The following is a 16,878-nucleotide window of genomic DNA, read 5'->3' on the forward strand; positions in this document are numbered from 1 at the left end:
TGCTGTTGTAAGTTACATACAACCATGCAATATCCGCATTCTAATGCTTTTGTATTATCAGTCGATCACATTTATGATCTTTCTTCCATATGTATATGTATTGCCGGATGCCGGAATACAATAAGTACTGTTACTGATATAGACCTGACTACTGCTTCCCATTCCACCGTGAATACACCAGTAAGTTCCATCATTATCATAATAAGCGCCCCAGTCCTTGACACAGGCTTCCGCCAACTGTTTGGAAACACCCATCCGGATCAGATATTTCTTAACCGCTGCCGCATTTTTAAACTTACCAAGAAACAGGGAAACATGGCTTGCCTCTGTCTCTCCGTTTTTATAATATACGATCACGTCTCCCGGAGTTAATGCATCATATGAGAAATCTACAATATCTGAATTCAACTGAATCGAATCCTGTTTCATCCAGCTTTTCCCATCTGACAGAACAACTTTTCCGGTCACAGTTCCGGCACCGCCCCATTCCGTTCCGGTATACATCCGATCTAACAGGATACCGCCTTTTTCCGGACTTGTATACTGAACCGCAAGTTTCTGCGATGGATCATCTCCACCAGCAAGTGCAAATGCCTGATCGACAAATACATTGCAATATATATTTGTCTTACCCAGATATGCCAGGATCACGCGCTTCATCCATGCATCCGTATCCCAGTAAACAGAACCTTCCAGTCGTCTGCTATATGCACGTCCATATTTATCAAAGTCATATAGATATCCATCCACGGACTGACTTCCAGATACACTTTGTCCCTGTTCATTCATCAGGTAATATACCGTCTTGCCATTGATCTGGACAGTAACAATCCCCGGAACGATCTGATCCAGCTTCTGTCCTTCTCTGTATATGGAATATTTTCCGGTCTTGTCATAATATATGTATTTTGATACTTTTCCGGAAGCATCCGTATAGACTGCAGTTTTTTTGTCAATGGTCTGCCAGCCCTCTTCTGCCTTTATCACGCCATCTTCCGGTATATAATAATAATCCGAATGAATATTTAATAATTTATCTGTTACCTGCTGCCATCCGGAACTTCCTGCATCATAGATCCATACTGTGTTCCTGTATTTGCTCTTTGAATAGCTGGCATTAAAATACCGGTACAGACTTGTTCCATTTTTATCATAGTAAAAGGTTTTTCCTTTATTATATGGCGCCCACATACTGGAAACTTTCTTCCATCTGACTCCATTTGCCTGATACAGCACATATCCGTTTCCGGACTGTTTTCGTTTATAGAGCACTTCTCCCTTTCGGATATAATACATGGTCGTATCATTTGAGCTGTACCATCTGGTTGATGTATAATGTCTTCCATTTTTAAAATATACAAATGAGCCATCGATCTTATAAATGCCATCTGTTACAAAATTCCATTTGTTTTTACTGTAGATCTTATACATTCCGATCCGCTCGCTGTCCTTATATCCATCCAGATAATAGGTCTTTGTATTACGTGCATTTGCATTAAAATACATCATGGCATTTTTTACATTTACCCATGTATCTCTTACTGCTTTGCCATCTTCGCCAAAATAATAGCCATAACGATCAACCTTTTTATAATAGTTCCGACGGCTTACACCATCCCGCAGATAATAATATTCTCCGCCGGCCTGTTTCATTCCCTGTGCCAGTGCACCCGCTGCATCAAACCAGTACACTGTGCCTTTAACGCTGATGTAACGATCCGTTACACGCTGTTTCTTGCCATTTGTAAATGAATAACAGGCATCTCCTGAAAAACGGAATATTGCCTTTCCATCCTTTGCATATACCTGTGATCTTCCATATGGATACCAGCCGGTTTCATCCACCCGCTTTCCTTTCCGGAAGAAATAATACGTTCCTGCTACCTTCTTGATTCCTTTTACCGGTGTTCCGTCAATGTAATATATATCCTTTGAAAAACCGGTTGTCAGAATGGAATAATCGTCACTATAGTAAAAGCATTTTTCAAGAGCTGTGTTTCCGGTTTTATTTTTTGAAAACCGAAGCACGGTCTTTGTCGTTGCCGGCTTAAATTTCAATGACATCTTGCCTGTATAAGAGCTGGTATCATAGGAACCATTAAACTCACTTTTCTTAGTTACTACAACCGCCCACAGCTTCTCATCATAGCTTACAAGTGCATATTTCAGTCCGGTGCTCTCATCTACACCCATACCTTTATAGTAATCTGACTTTACTGCATAATCATATTGGAAGGAACCGTCACTGGCATTTGAAAATGTATGTGTGTTCTCGTCCTGTGATAATTCCTGTTTCTTTACTGATTCCGCAGCCTGCACATTTCCGGTATTTTTCCCGGCTCCCATAAACAATATCAACAAAGCTGCTATACATAGAAGTATTAATCGTTTATTCTGCTGTTTCATTTTTCTTTTTATCCGCCTTTTCTGTCCATAAATACGGGGTTATCTGGTATACGTAATAATTCAGCCAATTGGCATATAATGTATTAGCATGGCAGCGCCAGGATTTGATCGGTGTCTTGCTTGGATCGTTGTCCGGATAATAATTTACCGGAATATCCGGATTCAGTCCCTTTGCAAGATCACGCTTATATTCTTTATCAAGCGTCAGAATATCATATTCCGGATGTCCGGTTACGAATATATTCTTTCCTTCATCGCCAATGATCAGATAAGGACCTGCCTCATCGGACTCCGCTACGATCTCCAGGTGCGGATTTTTTACGATCTCATCTTTGTCTACACCTGTATACCTGGAATGCGGTACATAAAAGATATCATCAAACCCACGAACAAGCGGTGTCTTTCTGTGGAAGGTATGATGCATATAGATTCCTGATAATTTCTTATCCAGCTCATGCTTCTGCACCCCATACCGATAATACAGACCTGCCTGTGCGCCCCAGCAGATATGGATCGTAGAGGTTACATTTTTCTCCGACCAGTCCATAATTTCTTTTAATTCATCCCAGTATTCTACATCTTCAAATTCCATCTTCTCGATCGGTGCTCCTGTGATAATGAATCCATCCCATTTCCGATCTTTGATGCTGGAAAAATCGGTGTAGAACCGTTCCAGATGGCCTTTGGGTGCATGCTTGGATTCATATGTCATCGTACGGATCAGAGAAATATTCACTTGAAGCGGCGTATTTGACAGACTTCTCATAAGCTGTAATTCTGCATCCTGCTTTAAAGGCATCAGGTTCAATATCAATATATCAAGCGGACGGATATCCTGACGGATGGCTCTGTCTGAACCCATCACAAAGATATTCTCATCCTCCAGTATTTTCTTTACCGGTAAATCATCGTCAACTCTAATTGGCATTTTCTATCAAGTCCTTTCTGTTTCAACTGCCATTTTTCTGTTTCTATATTATCAGGAAAACTGTTCCAGAAACTGCGCTTCTGAAATGATCGGTATTCCCAGACTCTGTGCTTTTTTATTCTTCGAAGATGTGGATGTCACATCGTTATTGACCAGATATCCGGTCTTTGAAGATACAGAACCTGCTACCTTTCCGCCCCGGTCTTCGATATACTGCTTCATCTCATCCCGGTTTGCAAATTGTACCAGGCTTCCGGTTATTACAAAGGTAATACCTGCAAGCGTCTGTGGTACCGTTTCAGACTCTGCTTCAAACTCTAATTCACGAAGCAACCTATCTATAATAGCACAATTCGACGGATTTTTAAAATATCTTACAATTTCCTCTGCGATCACTGTTCCGATTCCATCAATCTCTGTATATGCTTCTACATCCGCATGCATGATCTGATCCAGGTTATTTTTAAAATGTTTGCAGATCAGCTTCGCTGTTGCATCTCCGACCCCAGGAATTCCAAGGCCATAGACAAAACGGTTCATCGTTGTGTGTCTGGATGTATCAACAGCCTGAATCAGCTTCGCATAAGACTTCTCTCCAAAGCCTTCCAACTCAACGATCTCTTCTTCATGACGATTCAGGTGATAGAGATCATCCAGATGATCCAGATATCCCTGTTCAATAAATTTGTCTATCGTGGCTTCTGAGAGACCGTCAATATTCATAGCATTTCTGGATACAAAATGAGCAAATGATTTTAACTTCTTTGCAGGGCAGAATTCATTGGTACAATAAAGGGTCTCTACCTGATCTACACCCTCTCCCTCCGTCACGATCTTTGTCAGACCACCACAGGCAGGACAGGATTCCGGAATCGATACATTTCCACTTCTGGTATGATTTTCGGCAATCTGCGGAATGATCATATTTGCCTTATAGACCGAGATCTCATCTCCGATCCCAAGCTGCAACGACCGAAGGATACTGACATTATGGATACTTGCACGGCTGACTGTTGTTCCTTCAAGGGACACCGGATCAAATACCGCAACCGGATTGATAAGTCCCGTTCTGGAAGGGCTCCACTCCACATACTGCAGATGGGTCACTGCCTGTTCATCCGCCCATTTGAATGCCATACTGTCTCTTGGGAACTTCGCTGTTCTACCGAGACTCTTTCCATATGCAAGATCTTCTAACACCAGTACCAGACCATCCGAAGGAAAATCGTTCTGCTCAATCTGTTCTGCAAACTTTGCTACACGCTCCGGCAGCTTATCAGCATCGATCAAATAATGCTCTACGACATCAAAGCCCTGCTGCTCCAGCCAGTCTAATTCATAGGAAAAGGAATTCTTAAAGTCCACATCTTCTCCATCCACCAGATTAAAGGCAAAGAAATGTACGTTTCTCTCTTTTGTAATGCGGTTATTCAACTGTCTGACAGAGCCGCTGCATAAGTTTCTCGGGTTTTTATATTTTGCATCTGCATCTGTGATCTGCTCATTTATCTTCTCAAAATCTGAATACTTGATAACTGCCTCTCCACGGATCGTCAGCTTACCCTTATATGGAATCTCTTTCGGAATATTTGCAAATACTCTTGCGTTGTTCGTTATAACCTCGCCCTCTAAGCCATTTCCTCTGGTTACTGCTTTTACAAGCGTGCCATTCTCATAGGTAAGGACAACGGTAAGACCATCTAACTTCCATGAGATCACACCCTGATGTGTGCCAAGCCATGCTGCCAGTGCTTCCACACTCTTGGTCTTATCCAGAGAAAGCATTGGATGCTCATGAGCCTCTTTCGGAAGCTCACTTACAATCTCATATCCGACATGAACCGTCGGACTGTTCGACATTACAATTCCTGTCTCTTTTTCAAGTTCTACCAGTTCATCATACAAGGCATCATATTCCAGATTGCTCATGATCTCGGTATCTTCCTGATAATATTTCTTTGATGCCTCATTCAGTTTTTCAACTAATTCTTTGATTCTGTCTCTCTTTTCCAACTGACATACCTCTTATTTCCAACAACATTCTGTTCATTTTTATTATCCGGCTGTGCTTCTTCCCGCTTTGTTTTTACTTCTTCTTTTCGTTCCACTAAACGTCTGAGTTCTGTTTCTTCTTCCTTTGTCAAATGGCGGTACTCACCCGGTCTCAGATTCCCCAGACGAATATTGATCACTCGAAGCCGTTTCAGATTTACGACCTTATATCCAAAATATTCGCACATTCGGCGGATCTGGCGATTCAGCCCCTGTGTAATTATGATCTTAAAGGAATAATTATCGATCTTATACAGACGACATTTTTTTGTCACCGTATCAAGAATCGGAACACCTGCCGCCATCTGTGTTAAAAATTCGTCCGTGATCGGCTTATTCACACGGACACGATATTCCTTCTCATGATTATTGACTGACTTCTGGATACTGTTTGACAGGTCTCCATCGTTTGTCAAAAGCAGTAATCCCTGTGAATCCTTATCTAATCTTCCTACATACTGCAATCGGATCGGATACTTAATATGATCAAAGATGTTATCCGGATCATCATGACTTGCCGTGCAGGTCAGTCCCAGTGGTTTATTGTATGCAAGAATAACTGTCTCTTCACGCTTTCTTACAGGCTTTCCATCGACCATTACCCTGTCATTTGCCTCTATCTTCTGCCCCATTTCCGCAGGCTTCCCATTTATTGTGATCCTGCCTTTTAATATATATTCATCTGCCGCACGTCTGGAACAAATGCCAGCTTCGCTCAGATACTTATTAATTCGAATGCCTTCTGCCATATCATGACCCTTCCTGTTCTGTCTCTCTGCTGCGACTGTTTTGCCGCTCTTTTTATCTGTTTTCTTTATAACCATATCTTTTTAATCATACCATTCTGATCATTAAAAGTAAACAATTACAACTTTTCAATTTCGGGGCTTGTTTTTTCTCTTTTTCCGACGTATAATAAGGCAAACGCAAAGGTGTGTTTCTACGGAAACGCACCTTTTTTTGTATTTAAATTTAGAAGCTGAAGTTATAACATTTTATAAAGGACGTGAATATATGGATAATATCGATAAGAAAATATTACATTTATTACAGCACAATGCCAGAACCCCTTTAAAGTATCTGGCAAATAAAGTATTTCTCTCCTCTCCTGCGGTATCTGCAAGAATCGACCGGCTGGAAAAGGCAGGTGTGATCACCGGATACCATGCAGGCATCAACCCGGAAGCTCTGGGGTATCACATTACCGCATTTATACACATGGCACTCGATCCAAAACAGAAACCAACCTTTTATCCCTTTATCGATGCCTGCCCCAATGTACTAGAATGTAATTGTGTGACCGGTGCCTACTCTATGTTGATGAAGGTTTGTTTTCCAAGCACAATGGAACTGGATTCTTTCATTGGCCAGCTACAGCGATTCGGAAATACAGAAACACAGATCGTATTCTCCACTCCTGTTCAAACTCGTGGAATCGACATCGGTATTGTATCTCCTGTAAATGAAGAAAATGCTATCTAGTATGTCTGCGGACGGTCGTCTGTAACTTCTATATTATATAAGGCAAATAATAAAACAAAAAAGTTCCGTATCAGAATTCTGTCATATCCGAAGAATTCTTTTATGGAACTTTTTTATGTCTTGATATCTGCTTACAAACCTACTGCTAACTGGTTCACACATTTGCAGAATCAGCTAAAATATCCTTCCTATTGTGCATCTTCCGGTGTAGCTACAGTATTCTCTGTTGTAGCCGGTTTGCTGATCAAATCATAAAATGCCCGGAATGTTTTATCTGTATCCAGAAGATATTCTGTATTCTCTTTTACATGAACATAGATATCCTGAATATCCTTTGATGCCTTAAAGCTGTTCAGATAAGAAAGCTGTGCATTTGACAGCTCCCCATTAGCGATCTTATACGAACCGTCCTGGTCTGTTATAATATAGAAGGTCACGATATCAAGCGGCTTTGATTCTACGTCCGCAATGTCCATATAGGACAATTCAACCACAACATATTCTCCTTCTGCATAACCATCTGCCAGATAACAGGTCGTATCTTCAAAACCTTTTAGGTATTTTGCAGAGTTTTCCAATACTGACATATCATCAAACTCGGTTGGATCCGTCACCAGTGACTGTAACGTTGCCTGATCACAGGCTGCTTTTGCCGTAAGATACTTACTAACCAAATCATTAATCTCTGAAACATCACTTTTCTTATATGATGCATTCTCCGGAATCGTCAGCTCAACCGTATTATTTTCTCCCGGCACAATTTTGGGTTTTCTGATAAAAAATGCGTACACATAACAGGAACACAATAATGCAAATATCACCCAGCCGATCGCAAGCTTCATTCCAGCCCGGATCACGATCTCTCCTTCTTTTGTCTTTATATATGTATCACCAAGAAAACTGTTTTTTTTATGATTCAATTTTCCTATGCTCCTTTTCATATTTTATATCGACAAAATTCTACCATTCTGTTCTGTATTTTGCAAGTTCATCCAGGAAGTATTCATAATTCAGCGAAGAAATATAAGAAAATATTTGATTATTTCAGCGAAATATTGTATTATATATAAGTCATGCACCAGTAGCTCAGTGGATAGAGCAACGGCCTCCGGAGCCGTGTGCGGTGGTTCGATTCCACTCTGGTGCATATTTTTTATGCATAAAAATACCGGCAGCCACTTAAAAGGAATGTGGCTGCCGGTATTTTCTTTTAATAAAATGATGATATTTTTACATTGTAACAAAGATGAACTTTACAACGAATAACGCTGCGATGATCGTTACAACGATATCTTTCTTCTTGTAGTTACCTGTGAATAAGGTAATCAGAACGTATGAAATTGATCCTACACCGATACCATTTGAGATAGAATAGGTTAATGGGATCATAAGGAAGGTAAGGAACGCAGGAACTGCTGAACGCATATCATCCATATCGATCTTGGCAAAGTTCTTAGCCATTAATACACCTACAAAGATCAGTGCCGGAGCTGTTGCACATGTTGGGATCACACCTGCGATTGGGCTTAAGAACAGACATACTGCGAAGCAGGCTGCTGTAACTAAACTTGCAAGACCTGTTCTACCACCTGCTGCGATACCGGATGCAGACTCAACGAAGGTTGTACATGTCGATGTACCAAGAATAGCACCTGCTGCTGTACCGATAGAGTCGCACATCATACTCTTATCTAAGTTGATCGGGTCACCATTCTCATCTAACATATTTGCCTGTGATGCGGTTCCGTATAAGGTTCCGATCGTATCAAACATATCTACCAGACAGAATGCAACGATCAGCATGATACCTGAGAATACGCCACCAACATATGGGCTTTCAAATGCATTTCTCCATGCATCCGCCTTGAAGCATCCAAGGAAACCGATCTCGCCAAAGTCTTTGAAAGACTGACCGATGCTGGATACATCAAAAGATGGTGTCTCCAGATTAAATACATAATAAAGGACTGTGGAAACAATGATACCGATTACGATATTTCCCTTTACATTTAACTTTGCAAGAACTGCGATCAGGATAATACCGATGATAGTTACAACCGGTGGAATAACTGCTTTCCATGCAGCTGCCGGTGTCTCTGCGCCTGAAATTGCTCCATGGAAATCAAAGATCTGTACCAGTGTATACTTGTTCGCCTGTACAAGACCTGAGCCCTTTAAACCAACCAATGCGATGAACAAACCGATACCGGCCGGTATTGATTTCTTCAGACATTCCGGCATGGCTGTCGCAATGTACTTACGAAGTCCGGTTACGGACAGGATCAGGAATACAATACCTGATAACAGAATGATAACAAGACCCGACTGATAACCTTCAATCACGCTGCAACCTGCAAAGAATGCACCGGATACAAATGAGGTACAGAAGAATGAATTCAGTCCCATACCACATGCCTGTGCATACGGCATTCTGGCAAGGAATGCCATAAGAAGTGTACCGATAACAGCCACAAGAACGGATGCGATAAATACTGCATTCCATACCCTGCCTACTTCTGCTGCGCTTGCGCCTTCTGCAACAAGCCATCCAGCCTTACCATCTGCTGCTACCTGATTTGGGTTTACCAGGACAATGTATGCCATGGCAAAAAATGTTGTGAGTCCGGCCATAATCTCTGTACGAACATTAGAACCGCGCTCTGAAATGTGGAAAAATTTATCCATATTTCCCTTCCTTTCTTTTGTTTATTCTTATTAAAAGCATTGGTTGTCTACCTGTCCCTCACTACAGATATATGCCATGCTTTATAATCAAAATTCTGTGTGCCGTTACCGCACTGTTTCTTCCAGGAATTCGGCAACACTGTCATCCAGATAATCACCGATCACAAGATCCGCCGCTTTCTTGCAACACTCTGTCGCGTTTAAAACCGCAACACCAAGTCCGGCTTCTGCTAACATCTCACTGTCATTATCTCCATCGCCGAAAGCAATTGTTTCTTCCATTGATATTCCAAGGAATCGTAAAATTTCCTTTAACCCATTATGTTTGCCGGAATGACGATCAGATATCTCGATCAATCGCGGCGCTCCGGATGTTACATAAACAGTATGGATATTTTGTGTTAATTCATGCATGATACGGTATTTTTTCTCTGTCGGTCCTACAATCGAAATCGAATCCAACTCCGTATTATGCTGTAAAATAAACTGCCTTATATCAGGCACCGGCGTTCTGGTGCTTCTTACATAAGCACTGATATCCTCTGACTCTCCAAAATTCATTGGATTCTCATAATATATCTCAGATGTATATCCTCTACCGTCTATAAAACATTCAAAGAATACATCTTTATCCGTAACCAGATCAAATATCTGCTCCGGTACTTCCGGTCGTAATTTTAAATTATATACTGAATGATCATCTGATAAATCATAGATTGCTGCCCCATTGGATGTGATCGCATACCGGACACCCCGAATCTCCCGGATGCATTCTGGAATGGAATAAACAGATCTTCCACTTGCCGGAATAAAAATAACGTGGCTGTCTGCCAGTTTTTCAAGAACTTCCTTTGTTCTATGGGAAATCCCATCCCGTCTTAAAATCGTTCTGTCCAAATCTGAAACCACGCATCTGTACTTCATCTGCTTTTCCTCTGTTTTCGAATTTACTTTCATATGTTACCATATTTCGTAAGGGAAATAAAGATATTATAAACTTTTTTTACATAAATACAGAAAAAGGGGCTATTTTCATTACATTTTTACCCGGTTGTATAAAAACTGTGATAAAATAAATACACATCAGAAAGGAGACCACTATGTTGCATGAAATATCCGATGAACGCTACTGCTTTATTGAAGATACCATTTGTGATGCATTTTTATTGGTATTGAAAGAAAAAGGAATAGAAAAAATAACCGTGACCGACATCATAAAAAGAGCCGGAATTGTTCGCAGTACATTCTATAACCACTACGAAAATATTCCAGCTCTTATAACTGCTGTTGAAGATAAAACTATCCAGGATATTTTCACCCTCATGGAAGACTTTCATCCTGAAAACAATCAGGATATATGCAAATCTTTCTTTCTGACAATTTGTAATTATACCAAAACGAATCCGTTTCTGGCAAATATTCTCCGGAGTCCAAGAGGCGATGAATTCTTTGAAAAGGCTTTAACTATGTTCCATCGTTATGTAACAGATGCCACCCTGAAAACAACGCCTTCCATGCACTCCAAAGAAGAGGTCTCATATATGATCGCATGCAGCATTGGCAGTACCTTGGGTGTTCTCCATAAATGGACAAGAGAAAATTTTGAGAGTTCCGAAGAAATCATTGCCGGAATACTGACACAGTCATTTCTCACAGGTATACTTCCTTATCTGTCTTAAAGTGCTTCATCAATCAGAACTTCCTGCCTTTTTATCTTCTTAGTCGCACTCTTGATAAATGGATATTTACGAATAACCAACCCCGTAATCCGACGATAGGTCGGCTGCGTATTATTATAACTGTCGATAAATGCCTGAAGCTCTGATCTGATTGTTTCCTCGTTCATCCGTTTTGCCGAGACAGCATCCTGATCCGGATAGATCCTTGCAATAAGACCATTGTTCTCTCCTGTCACAATCACCTCCCCCACCAACTTTCCAAGAGCCAGCTTATTTTCTATTTCCTCCGGTGATATATTTTCTCCGTTTGAAAGAATGATCAGATTCTTTATTCTTCCATTTATAAATAAGAATCCATCTTTATCCAGATATCCTTTATCTCCTGTATGCAGCCATCCACCTCTTAAGGCTTCTGCAGTCTCTTCCGGCATCTGATAATAACCCTTCATAACGCTGCTGCCCCGTACCAGAATCTCGCCATCCTCAAAAGAAATCTCAACATTGGAAAGCGGTCGTCCTATAGAACCGGTCTTATGATCTTCCGGTACATTGCTACTGATAACAGGAGAACATTCCGACATTCCATATCCCTCATAAATATTTACACCATATTCTGCAAATTTCTCAATATAAAACGGATCCAGATGTGCTCCACCTGTAAATATTGTTTTCAGCTTTCCCCCAAATGCCTTGGCTGCAACTATTTTCTTTGGGATCAACGGGTTCATTGCCGAAAGACGTTTGTAGATTGTTTCTACCATCAAAGGTACCATCAGCATAATATCAGGATGAAAGACGCCCATATTTTTTACCATATGCAACAGAGAATCATTAATACATACCGTTGCTCCAAAGGAAAAACCTTTGAGCCAATCCATAACAAGGCAAAATGCATGATGAATCGGTAAAACACTTAATACTATGGTTCCGGGCTCTGCAGTATAATTAACAGATTTTACATTTTCTGCCAGATTTCTCTGTGTCAGCATAACACCTTTACTCTTTCCTGTAGTTCCGGAGGTGAAAATGATCGTAGCAATATCTTCCGGATCCGGTGCTGCAAAATCATCTGTACCGTTTATACCTGACGTCATTAATTCTGCTACAGATGCAACTTTTTTCTGATTTGTTTCGATTTTTTCTTCCTGTAATATCCAGATTTTTTTCAGTTTTGGACATTCCTCCAGTATCCGTTCCGACAAGGTCTGAATTTTAGGACTTAAAAAGAGTGCTTCCGCATCTGAACGATTCAGAAGATCTATCAAATCCTCTACCGGAAGTCCTGCATCAAGAGGAACGGCTACTGCCTGACCTGTTATAATTCCCAGATAAGCTTCTATCCATTCCACAGAACTACTACCGATCAATGCTATATGCTTTCCCTGAAAGCTTTCCTCACACAATCCTTTTCTGACAGACTCGGCATTCTCCATCAGCTCCCGGTAGCTTCTATCACAGATTTCCTTTTTCTTCAACCATTTTACTGCCTTTATTTCTGAAAACTTTTTTTCGCTTTCTTCCAAAATATCACGAATTAACATATCTTATTATACCTCCGCACATACTTGCTGCGATCATATACTTATATTCTCTGATTATACAGTTTCCTGCTGTAATCGCTCTAACAGATCAAGTGCTTCTACAATTGTGAATACATGCAGTGCATCGTCTTCCTCCAGTTCAATGTCAAATGTGTCTTCGATTTCTCCCAAGAAAGACATAAAATCAAGCGAACTAAAGCCCAGATCTTCTCTGAACTTCATATCGTTTGTCATCTCCTCCGGCTTAACATCACAATACTGTGCTATGATTTTCTTAAATTGCATTTCCTGTGTCATAATAATTTCTCCTTTATATGTTTTATTTTATACCTGTTCCATGATTTCTCCGATACTCATATCAGGTTCCGCGATTCCTTTAAACAGTATCCGCATCATATAGTAATATAACAATTCCATATCATGTTCTGCCAAATGTGCGGTCTGGTAATGATATGAAAAATTCATACCTCCATTATCTGTATGAGATACTGTCAGATACATTTTCTTTGTAGCTGCACCATTTGCAAACCATTTTGCATGCTGTGGAATTTGTACCAGATGAGGATTATCCAATTTTACCGGCATCGGCTGATAAGTAAGGTAACAGCTTTCATAGGCTGTATTCTTCGGTGTATGATATCGTTTCTGCATCTCCTCTCTGATCAACGCCGGATCATAGTTACTGTGCATATAGATCCGATTCTGCATATTCTGGATCTCATATGCTGCAGACAGGAAATCAGTATCTGCCGAAATCACAGTTCTACATGGAAACATAATAGTTCGACTACCACCGGAGGTCCATTCATCATGGGTAGATCGTCTTGAAATGAAATTTTCTATCGTAATATCTTCCTGTCCATGATTCATCTTTGACAGATATGTACGAATACCAAGCAACAACAGATTTGTCATTGAAAGCTGATGGTTCATACAAAAATCTATCAGATTTTTCGTTGGCTCCGGTTCCAGTTGATAATCCTTTACTGCCACAAACAACTGATCTAATTCTATATCGGCAGCCCTGAGTGTTTTATTCCTATGTAACTTTCTTGATGCTTCCAGTACATCTGAACCCTGGATATCAGAATAAAGGGGTTCCCCCCATGCATCCAGCTGATCATCCCAGAACTTTTTATCTTTGGCAAACCGTTTTTCATTATTTGCACGATTCAGATCTTTAACCAGCACTTCCTCAAAATCAGCTAACTTCTGCGGATATGGTGTATTGAATTTATAATGCGTATATAACTGCATCAGGTCATTGATCATCACAACCAGTCCACAGGAATCAATCAATCTATGATCCATATGGATGAAGAAACCATTATATCCATCTGGCAGTTTAACCATCACTACATCGCAAAGCGGAATATCATCTCCGTCAAATGTCTCATATGCCCACTGCTGCATTAGATAGTCTGCTTCTTCCATATGCATTCCTGATAAGTCTTTTAAAGGAATATCACGGGTTTCTTTTTCAGTAAGATATTGCTTCACATCACCATTTTTATCACGTTTCGTAAAACGAATACGCATACATCCATATCTCTCATATTCCAACTGAATACATTTTTTTAAAAGTCCGAAATCCAGTTCTGCTTTTAAAGATGCCACAACACTGACACCGGACACCTGCTGTGTTTTATATTTTTTTATCCAGTCATCATGCATTTTTTGTGCTGCTGTTAAGGGATACTGTTTCATCATCATGGATAACCTCCTGTATTCTTTATTCTTTTGTGAACTTATCACATTTCATTTTTGAATTCCACCCCTTGTACAACTTAACAAACACTTTACATGAAATTGACCGAAACTTTAAAAGTAATCTATGGATCAGAATTATCCCAATATAAAAATCCCCCTTAAACAGATTCGGCATTTACCTTATCTGCTTAAGAGGGATCCTGTTACTTCTGATGATTCTATTTTAATTATCATATTTTTCAAAAAAATCAAGCAGCTTTTGTCGATAAAGCTCTGGAGCTGCATATGGCGCGCATAGATGCCGTGCTTCCGGTATAATGACCAGTTCTTTGGGAGCACTGCATAATGCATAATTATATACAGAATTCTCCGGAACTACATAGGTATCTGCTTCCCCATGAAAAAACAAAACCGGACGTTTATTTTTCTTCATTGCATCTATCGTGTCAGCATCACTCATACGAAATCTTCCAAACATCCTGCAAAACAGATCTACACGGAACAAAAGCAGCTCTACCCAACCCAAATGAAACCAGTTAGCTGCGATATCCTGAAGCTGCCGTTTCATCGAGCAAAATCCACAATCTGCAATCAAGCCTTTCACTTCTTCCGGCAGTTTATGTCCGGAAGCCATAAGCACTGCCGCAGCTCCCATGGATTCTCCATAAAGATAGATTGGGAGCTTCTCTCTGTTTCTTGCAGCAATATAATAACTCCATTGCTGTACATCCCATTGCTCTTTTGCACCAAATGTAATATATTCACCCTCGCTCAAACCGCAGCATCTCTGATCAATAAACAATAAATTACACGCATTCTCATGAAGGAAACGTGCTGTATATGCAAAATCGCCAAAGCCGCTACCTTTATATCCATGACTTAACAAAACAAAACGTTTCGCTTCTTTTGTCGGAAGATAATAAGCATGCAGATACAGTCCATCTCTGCTTCTGATAAAGCAATCCTTCATCTGCTGTTCAGCACACCACAGTTTTCCTTCTTCATATTCTTTTTCATATTTGTCTCTTGGATGATTTTTCTTTATATGAGACAGTTGAAACCATTTCTTTTTTTTCTGTCGTTTTTTCCCTTTGCAACGAACAAGCATATCAAAGAAAGACCAACCAAATGCAACAAACAGACCAAATGCACCGGCTGTTATTTCCAGTAATCTTAATATTTTCTGCTTATTCCCTGTATCATTCATAATCGTTATCTTCTCCGCTTCTTTTTCGCGTATTTGTAAAACAGCCCTTGAAAACATAATGTTTTCAAGGGCTTGAAATACTTTATTATCATTCAACAAATAAAATTATACATTCATCTGCTTAGCAACTTCTGCTGCGAAGTCTTCATTCTTCTTCTCCATACCTTCACCAACTTCGAAACGAACGAACTTAGCGATCTTAAGAGCAGGATTTACAGACTTCAGGTATGCTGCAACTGTCTGCTTGCCATCTTCAGCCTTAACATATACCTGATCAAGAAGACAGATTTCCTTCATCTGCTTGGAGATACGTCCTTCAACAAGTCCTGAGAAGATCTTGTTGCCTGAGATCTCTTCCTTATCAGCACAAGCGATCTCTGCTAACTGAGCCTTAGCTTCCTTTGAAAGGAAGTTAGGTAAGAAGTTCATATTTGACTTCTTCTCTTCGTAGATAGCTACATCTTCTGCGCTCCATACACCGGCTACAGCCTTCTCGATCAACTTGGAAAGAACCGGCTTTGGAAGTGAGAACGGATCATTTAATGCACTGTCAATTGTGATCTCTTTCATCTTAGCAAGCTCATCTGCTGAGATCTCGTCTCTTGAGATGTACTGTGGGTTCATAGCTGCGATCTGCATTGCAATGTTTGTAAGTGCTTCCTTAGCTGCATCATCTGAAGCACCGTTACCGGCTACAAGAACACCGATTCTTCCGCCACCATGGATATAAGAAGCAACAACATCTGCTGTAACCTTCTCAAATCTTCTGATGGAGATTTTCTCACCAATCTTGAGAATCTTATCATCAAGATCAGCCTTCATATCAAGGATTGAAACAACGTCTTCGCCATCTCCAGCCTTTTCTGTATCTACTGTAAGTGCCTTATCTGCAACTGCCTGTACAAATTCCTGGAAAATTGCATTCTTTGCAACGAAGTCTGTCTCTGAGTTAACTTCAACAACTACTGCTGTATTACCATCAATTGCAACCTTAGCGATACCTTCTGCTGCAATTCTTGCTGCTTTCTTCTCAGCCTTAGCTGCACCACTCTTTTTGAGTACTTCCACAGCGGCATCCATATCGCCGTTTGTCTCTGTAAGTGCTTTCTTACAATCCATCATACCAGCACCTGTGAGTTCTCTTAACTCTTTTACCATGCTTGCTGTAATAGCCATCGTAATAACCTC

Annotated in this window: 14 protein-coding genes and 1 tRNA gene; 3 read left to right on the forward strand and 12 right to left on the reverse strand. The window is 40.4% G+C overall.

Translation table 11 applies throughout. The annotated features are described in order from the left end of the window. Positions 1-57: 57 nt before the first annotated feature. Genes WKT03_RS06930 through WKT03_RS06945 form a run of 4 tightly spaced genes read right to left on the reverse strand, consistent with a single transcriptional unit; the run spans position 58 to position 6,135 of the window. Positions 58-2,406 carry a hypothetical protein gene (locus WKT03_RS06930; RefSeq protein WP_340391333.1) on the reverse strand — a complete coding sequence of 783 codons (2,349 nt, stop codon included), beginning with the start codon at positions 2,404-2,406 and terminating at the stop codon, positions 58-60. Beyond that, entirely contained in the window at positions 2,390-3,334 is a 945-nt protein-coding gene (metA, locus tag WKT03_RS06935; RefSeq protein WP_021944428.1) for a homoserine O-acetyltransferase MetA, read from the reverse strand. Before metA ends, WKT03_RS06930 begins: the two co-directional genes overlap by 17 nt. A 51-nt stretch (positions 3,335-3,385) precedes the next feature. Further along, on the reverse strand, positions 3,386-5,347 hold the full coding sequence (ligA, locus tag WKT03_RS06940; protein ID WP_340391335.1) for an NAD-dependent DNA ligase LigA: 1,962 nt from the start codon (positions 5,345-5,347) through the stop codon (positions 3,386-3,388). Then, on the reverse strand, positions 5,317-6,135 hold the full coding sequence (locus tag WKT03_RS06945; protein ID WP_117807448.1) for a pseudouridine synthase: 819 nt from the start codon (positions 6,133-6,135) through the stop codon (positions 5,317-5,319). The genes ligA and WKT03_RS06945 overlap by 31 nt, the downstream gene beginning before the upstream one ends. Positions 6,136-6,400: 265 nt before the next feature. Here WKT03_RS06945 and WKT03_RS06950 point away from each other — a divergent pair, with 265 nt between their 5' ends. Further along, positions 6,401-6,868 carry an Lrp/AsnC family transcriptional regulator gene (locus WKT03_RS06950; protein ID WP_021944425.1) on the forward strand — a complete coding sequence of 156 codons (468 nt, stop codon included), beginning with the start codon at positions 6,401-6,403 and terminating at the stop codon, positions 6,866-6,868. A gap of 188 nt (positions 6,869-7,056) precedes the next feature. Here WKT03_RS06950 and WKT03_RS06955 read toward each other — a convergent pair whose 3' ends face one another. Next, positions 7,057-7,788, reverse strand: a complete 732-nt coding sequence (locus tag WKT03_RS06955; protein WP_340391337.1) for a hypothetical protein — start codon at positions 7,786-7,788, stop codon at positions 7,057-7,059. 155 nt (positions 7,789-7,943) lie between these two features. On the opposite strand from WKT03_RS06955, the gene WKT03_RS06960 reads away from it, so the two are divergent. Continuing rightward, positions 7,944-8,015: transfer RNA gene (locus tag WKT03_RS06960), tRNA-Arg, on the forward strand. Positions 8,016-8,098: 83 nt separating this feature from the next. On the opposite strand, the gene WKT03_RS06965 is transcribed toward WKT03_RS06960, so the two are convergent. Then, a complete protein-coding gene (locus WKT03_RS06965) occupies positions 8,099-9,553 on the reverse strand; it encodes an NCS2 family permease (protein WP_117807416.1) in 1,455 nt (484 codons plus the stop codon). A 105-nt stretch (positions 9,554-9,658) separates the two neighbouring features. After that, positions 9,659-10,510, reverse strand: a complete 852-nt coding sequence (locus WKT03_RS06970; protein WP_173788575.1) for an HAD family hydrolase — start codon at positions 10,508-10,510, stop codon at positions 9,659-9,661. Between the two features lie 143 nt (positions 10,511-10,653). Here WKT03_RS06970 and WKT03_RS06975 point away from each other — a divergent pair, with 143 nt between their 5' ends. Next, a complete protein-coding gene (locus tag WKT03_RS06975) occupies positions 10,654-11,232 on the forward strand; it encodes a TetR/AcrR family transcriptional regulator (RefSeq protein ID WP_117785409.1) in 579 nt (192 codons plus the stop codon). Here the strand turns inward: WKT03_RS06975 and WKT03_RS06980 are convergent. From WKT03_RS06980 to tsf, 5 genes are all read right to left on the reverse strand, one after another. Further along, the gene (locus WKT03_RS06980; protein ID WP_340391340.1) at positions 11,229-12,773 is read right to left on the reverse strand and encodes an AMP-dependent synthetase/ligase; all 1,545 of its coding nucleotides are present in this window, start codon (positions 12,771-12,773) and stop codon (positions 11,229-11,231) included. The two genes, WKT03_RS06975 and WKT03_RS06980, sit on opposite strands and share 4 nt — an antisense overlap. Before the next feature lie 54 nt (positions 12,774-12,827). Continuing rightward, positions 12,828-13,070, reverse strand: a complete 243-nt coding sequence (locus tag WKT03_RS06985) for an acyl carrier protein (protein WP_008402883.1) — start codon at positions 13,068-13,070, stop codon at positions 12,828-12,830. Between the two features lie 27 nt (positions 13,071-13,097). Further along, positions 13,098-14,486: a condensation domain-containing protein gene (locus tag WKT03_RS06990; protein WP_340391341.1), complete on the reverse strand. Its 1,389-nt coding sequence runs from the start codon at positions 14,484-14,486 to the stop codon at positions 13,098-13,100. Positions 14,487-14,706: 220 nt separating this feature from the next. Next, positions 14,707-15,690 carry an alpha/beta hydrolase gene (locus WKT03_RS06995; protein ID WP_226800986.1) on the reverse strand — a complete coding sequence of 328 codons (984 nt, stop codon included), beginning with the start codon at positions 15,688-15,690 and terminating at the stop codon, positions 14,707-14,709. A gap of 105 nt (positions 15,691-15,795) precedes the next feature. After that, positions 15,796-16,866, reverse strand: coding sequence for a translation elongation factor Ts (gene tsf / locus WKT03_RS07000; RefSeq protein ID WP_117807412.1), 1,071 nt, complete (start codon positions 16,864-16,866; stop codon positions 15,796-15,798). Between the last annotated feature and the right edge of the window lie 12 nt (positions 16,867-16,878).

Origin of the sequence: Coprococcus sp. HCN-4056 (assembly GCF_037892645.1) — a bacterium.
Classification (GTDB): Bacteria; Bacillota; Clostridia; order Lachnospirales; family Lachnospiraceae; genus Coprococcus; species Coprococcus ammoniilyticus.

Excerpts from the sequence above, each read along its gene's own strand:
- WKT03_RS06930 (WP_340391333.1), bottom strand. The coding sequence starts at position 2,406 with ATGAAACAGCAGAATAAACGATTAATACTTCTATGTATAGCAGCTTTG.
- metA (WP_021944428.1), bottom strand. The coding sequence starts at position 3,334 with ATGCCAATTAGAGTTGACGATGATTTACCGGTAAAGAAAATACTGGAG.
- WKT03_RS06945 (WP_117807448.1), bottom strand. The coding sequence starts at position 6,135 with ATGGCAGAAGGCATTCGAATTAATAAGTATCTGAGCGAAGCTGGCATT.
- WKT03_RS06950 (WP_021944425.1), top strand. The coding sequence starts at position 6,401 with ATGGATAATATCGATAAGAAAATATTACATTTATTACAGCACAATGCC.
- WKT03_RS06965 (WP_117807416.1), bottom strand. The coding sequence starts at position 9,553 with ATGGATAAATTTTTCCACATTTCAGAGCGCGGTTCTAATGTTCGTACA.
- WKT03_RS06970 (WP_173788575.1), bottom strand. The coding sequence starts at position 10,510 with ATGAAAGTAAATTCGAAAACAGAGGAAAAGCAGATGAAGTACAGATGC.
- WKT03_RS06975 (WP_117785409.1), top strand. The coding sequence starts at position 10,654 with ATGTTGCATGAAATATCCGATGAACGCTACTGCTTTATTGAAGATACC.
- WKT03_RS06980 (WP_340391340.1), bottom strand. The coding sequence starts at position 12,773 with ATGTTAATTCGTGATATTTTGGAAGAAAGCGAAAAAAAGTTTTCAGAA.
- WKT03_RS06985 (WP_008402883.1), bottom strand. The coding sequence starts at position 13,070 with ATGACACAGGAAATGCAATTTAAGAAAATCATAGCACAGTATTGTGAT.
- WKT03_RS06990 (WP_340391341.1), bottom strand. The coding sequence starts at position 14,486 with ATGATGATGAAACAGTATCCCTTAACAGCAGCACAAAAAATGCATGAT.
- WKT03_RS06995 (WP_226800986.1), bottom strand. The coding sequence starts at position 15,690 with ATGAATGATACAGGGAATAAGCAGAAAATATTAAGATTACTGGAAATA.
- tsf (WP_117807412.1), bottom strand. The coding sequence starts at position 16,866 with ATGGCTATTACAGCAAGCATGGTAAAAGAGTTAAGAGAACTCACAGGT.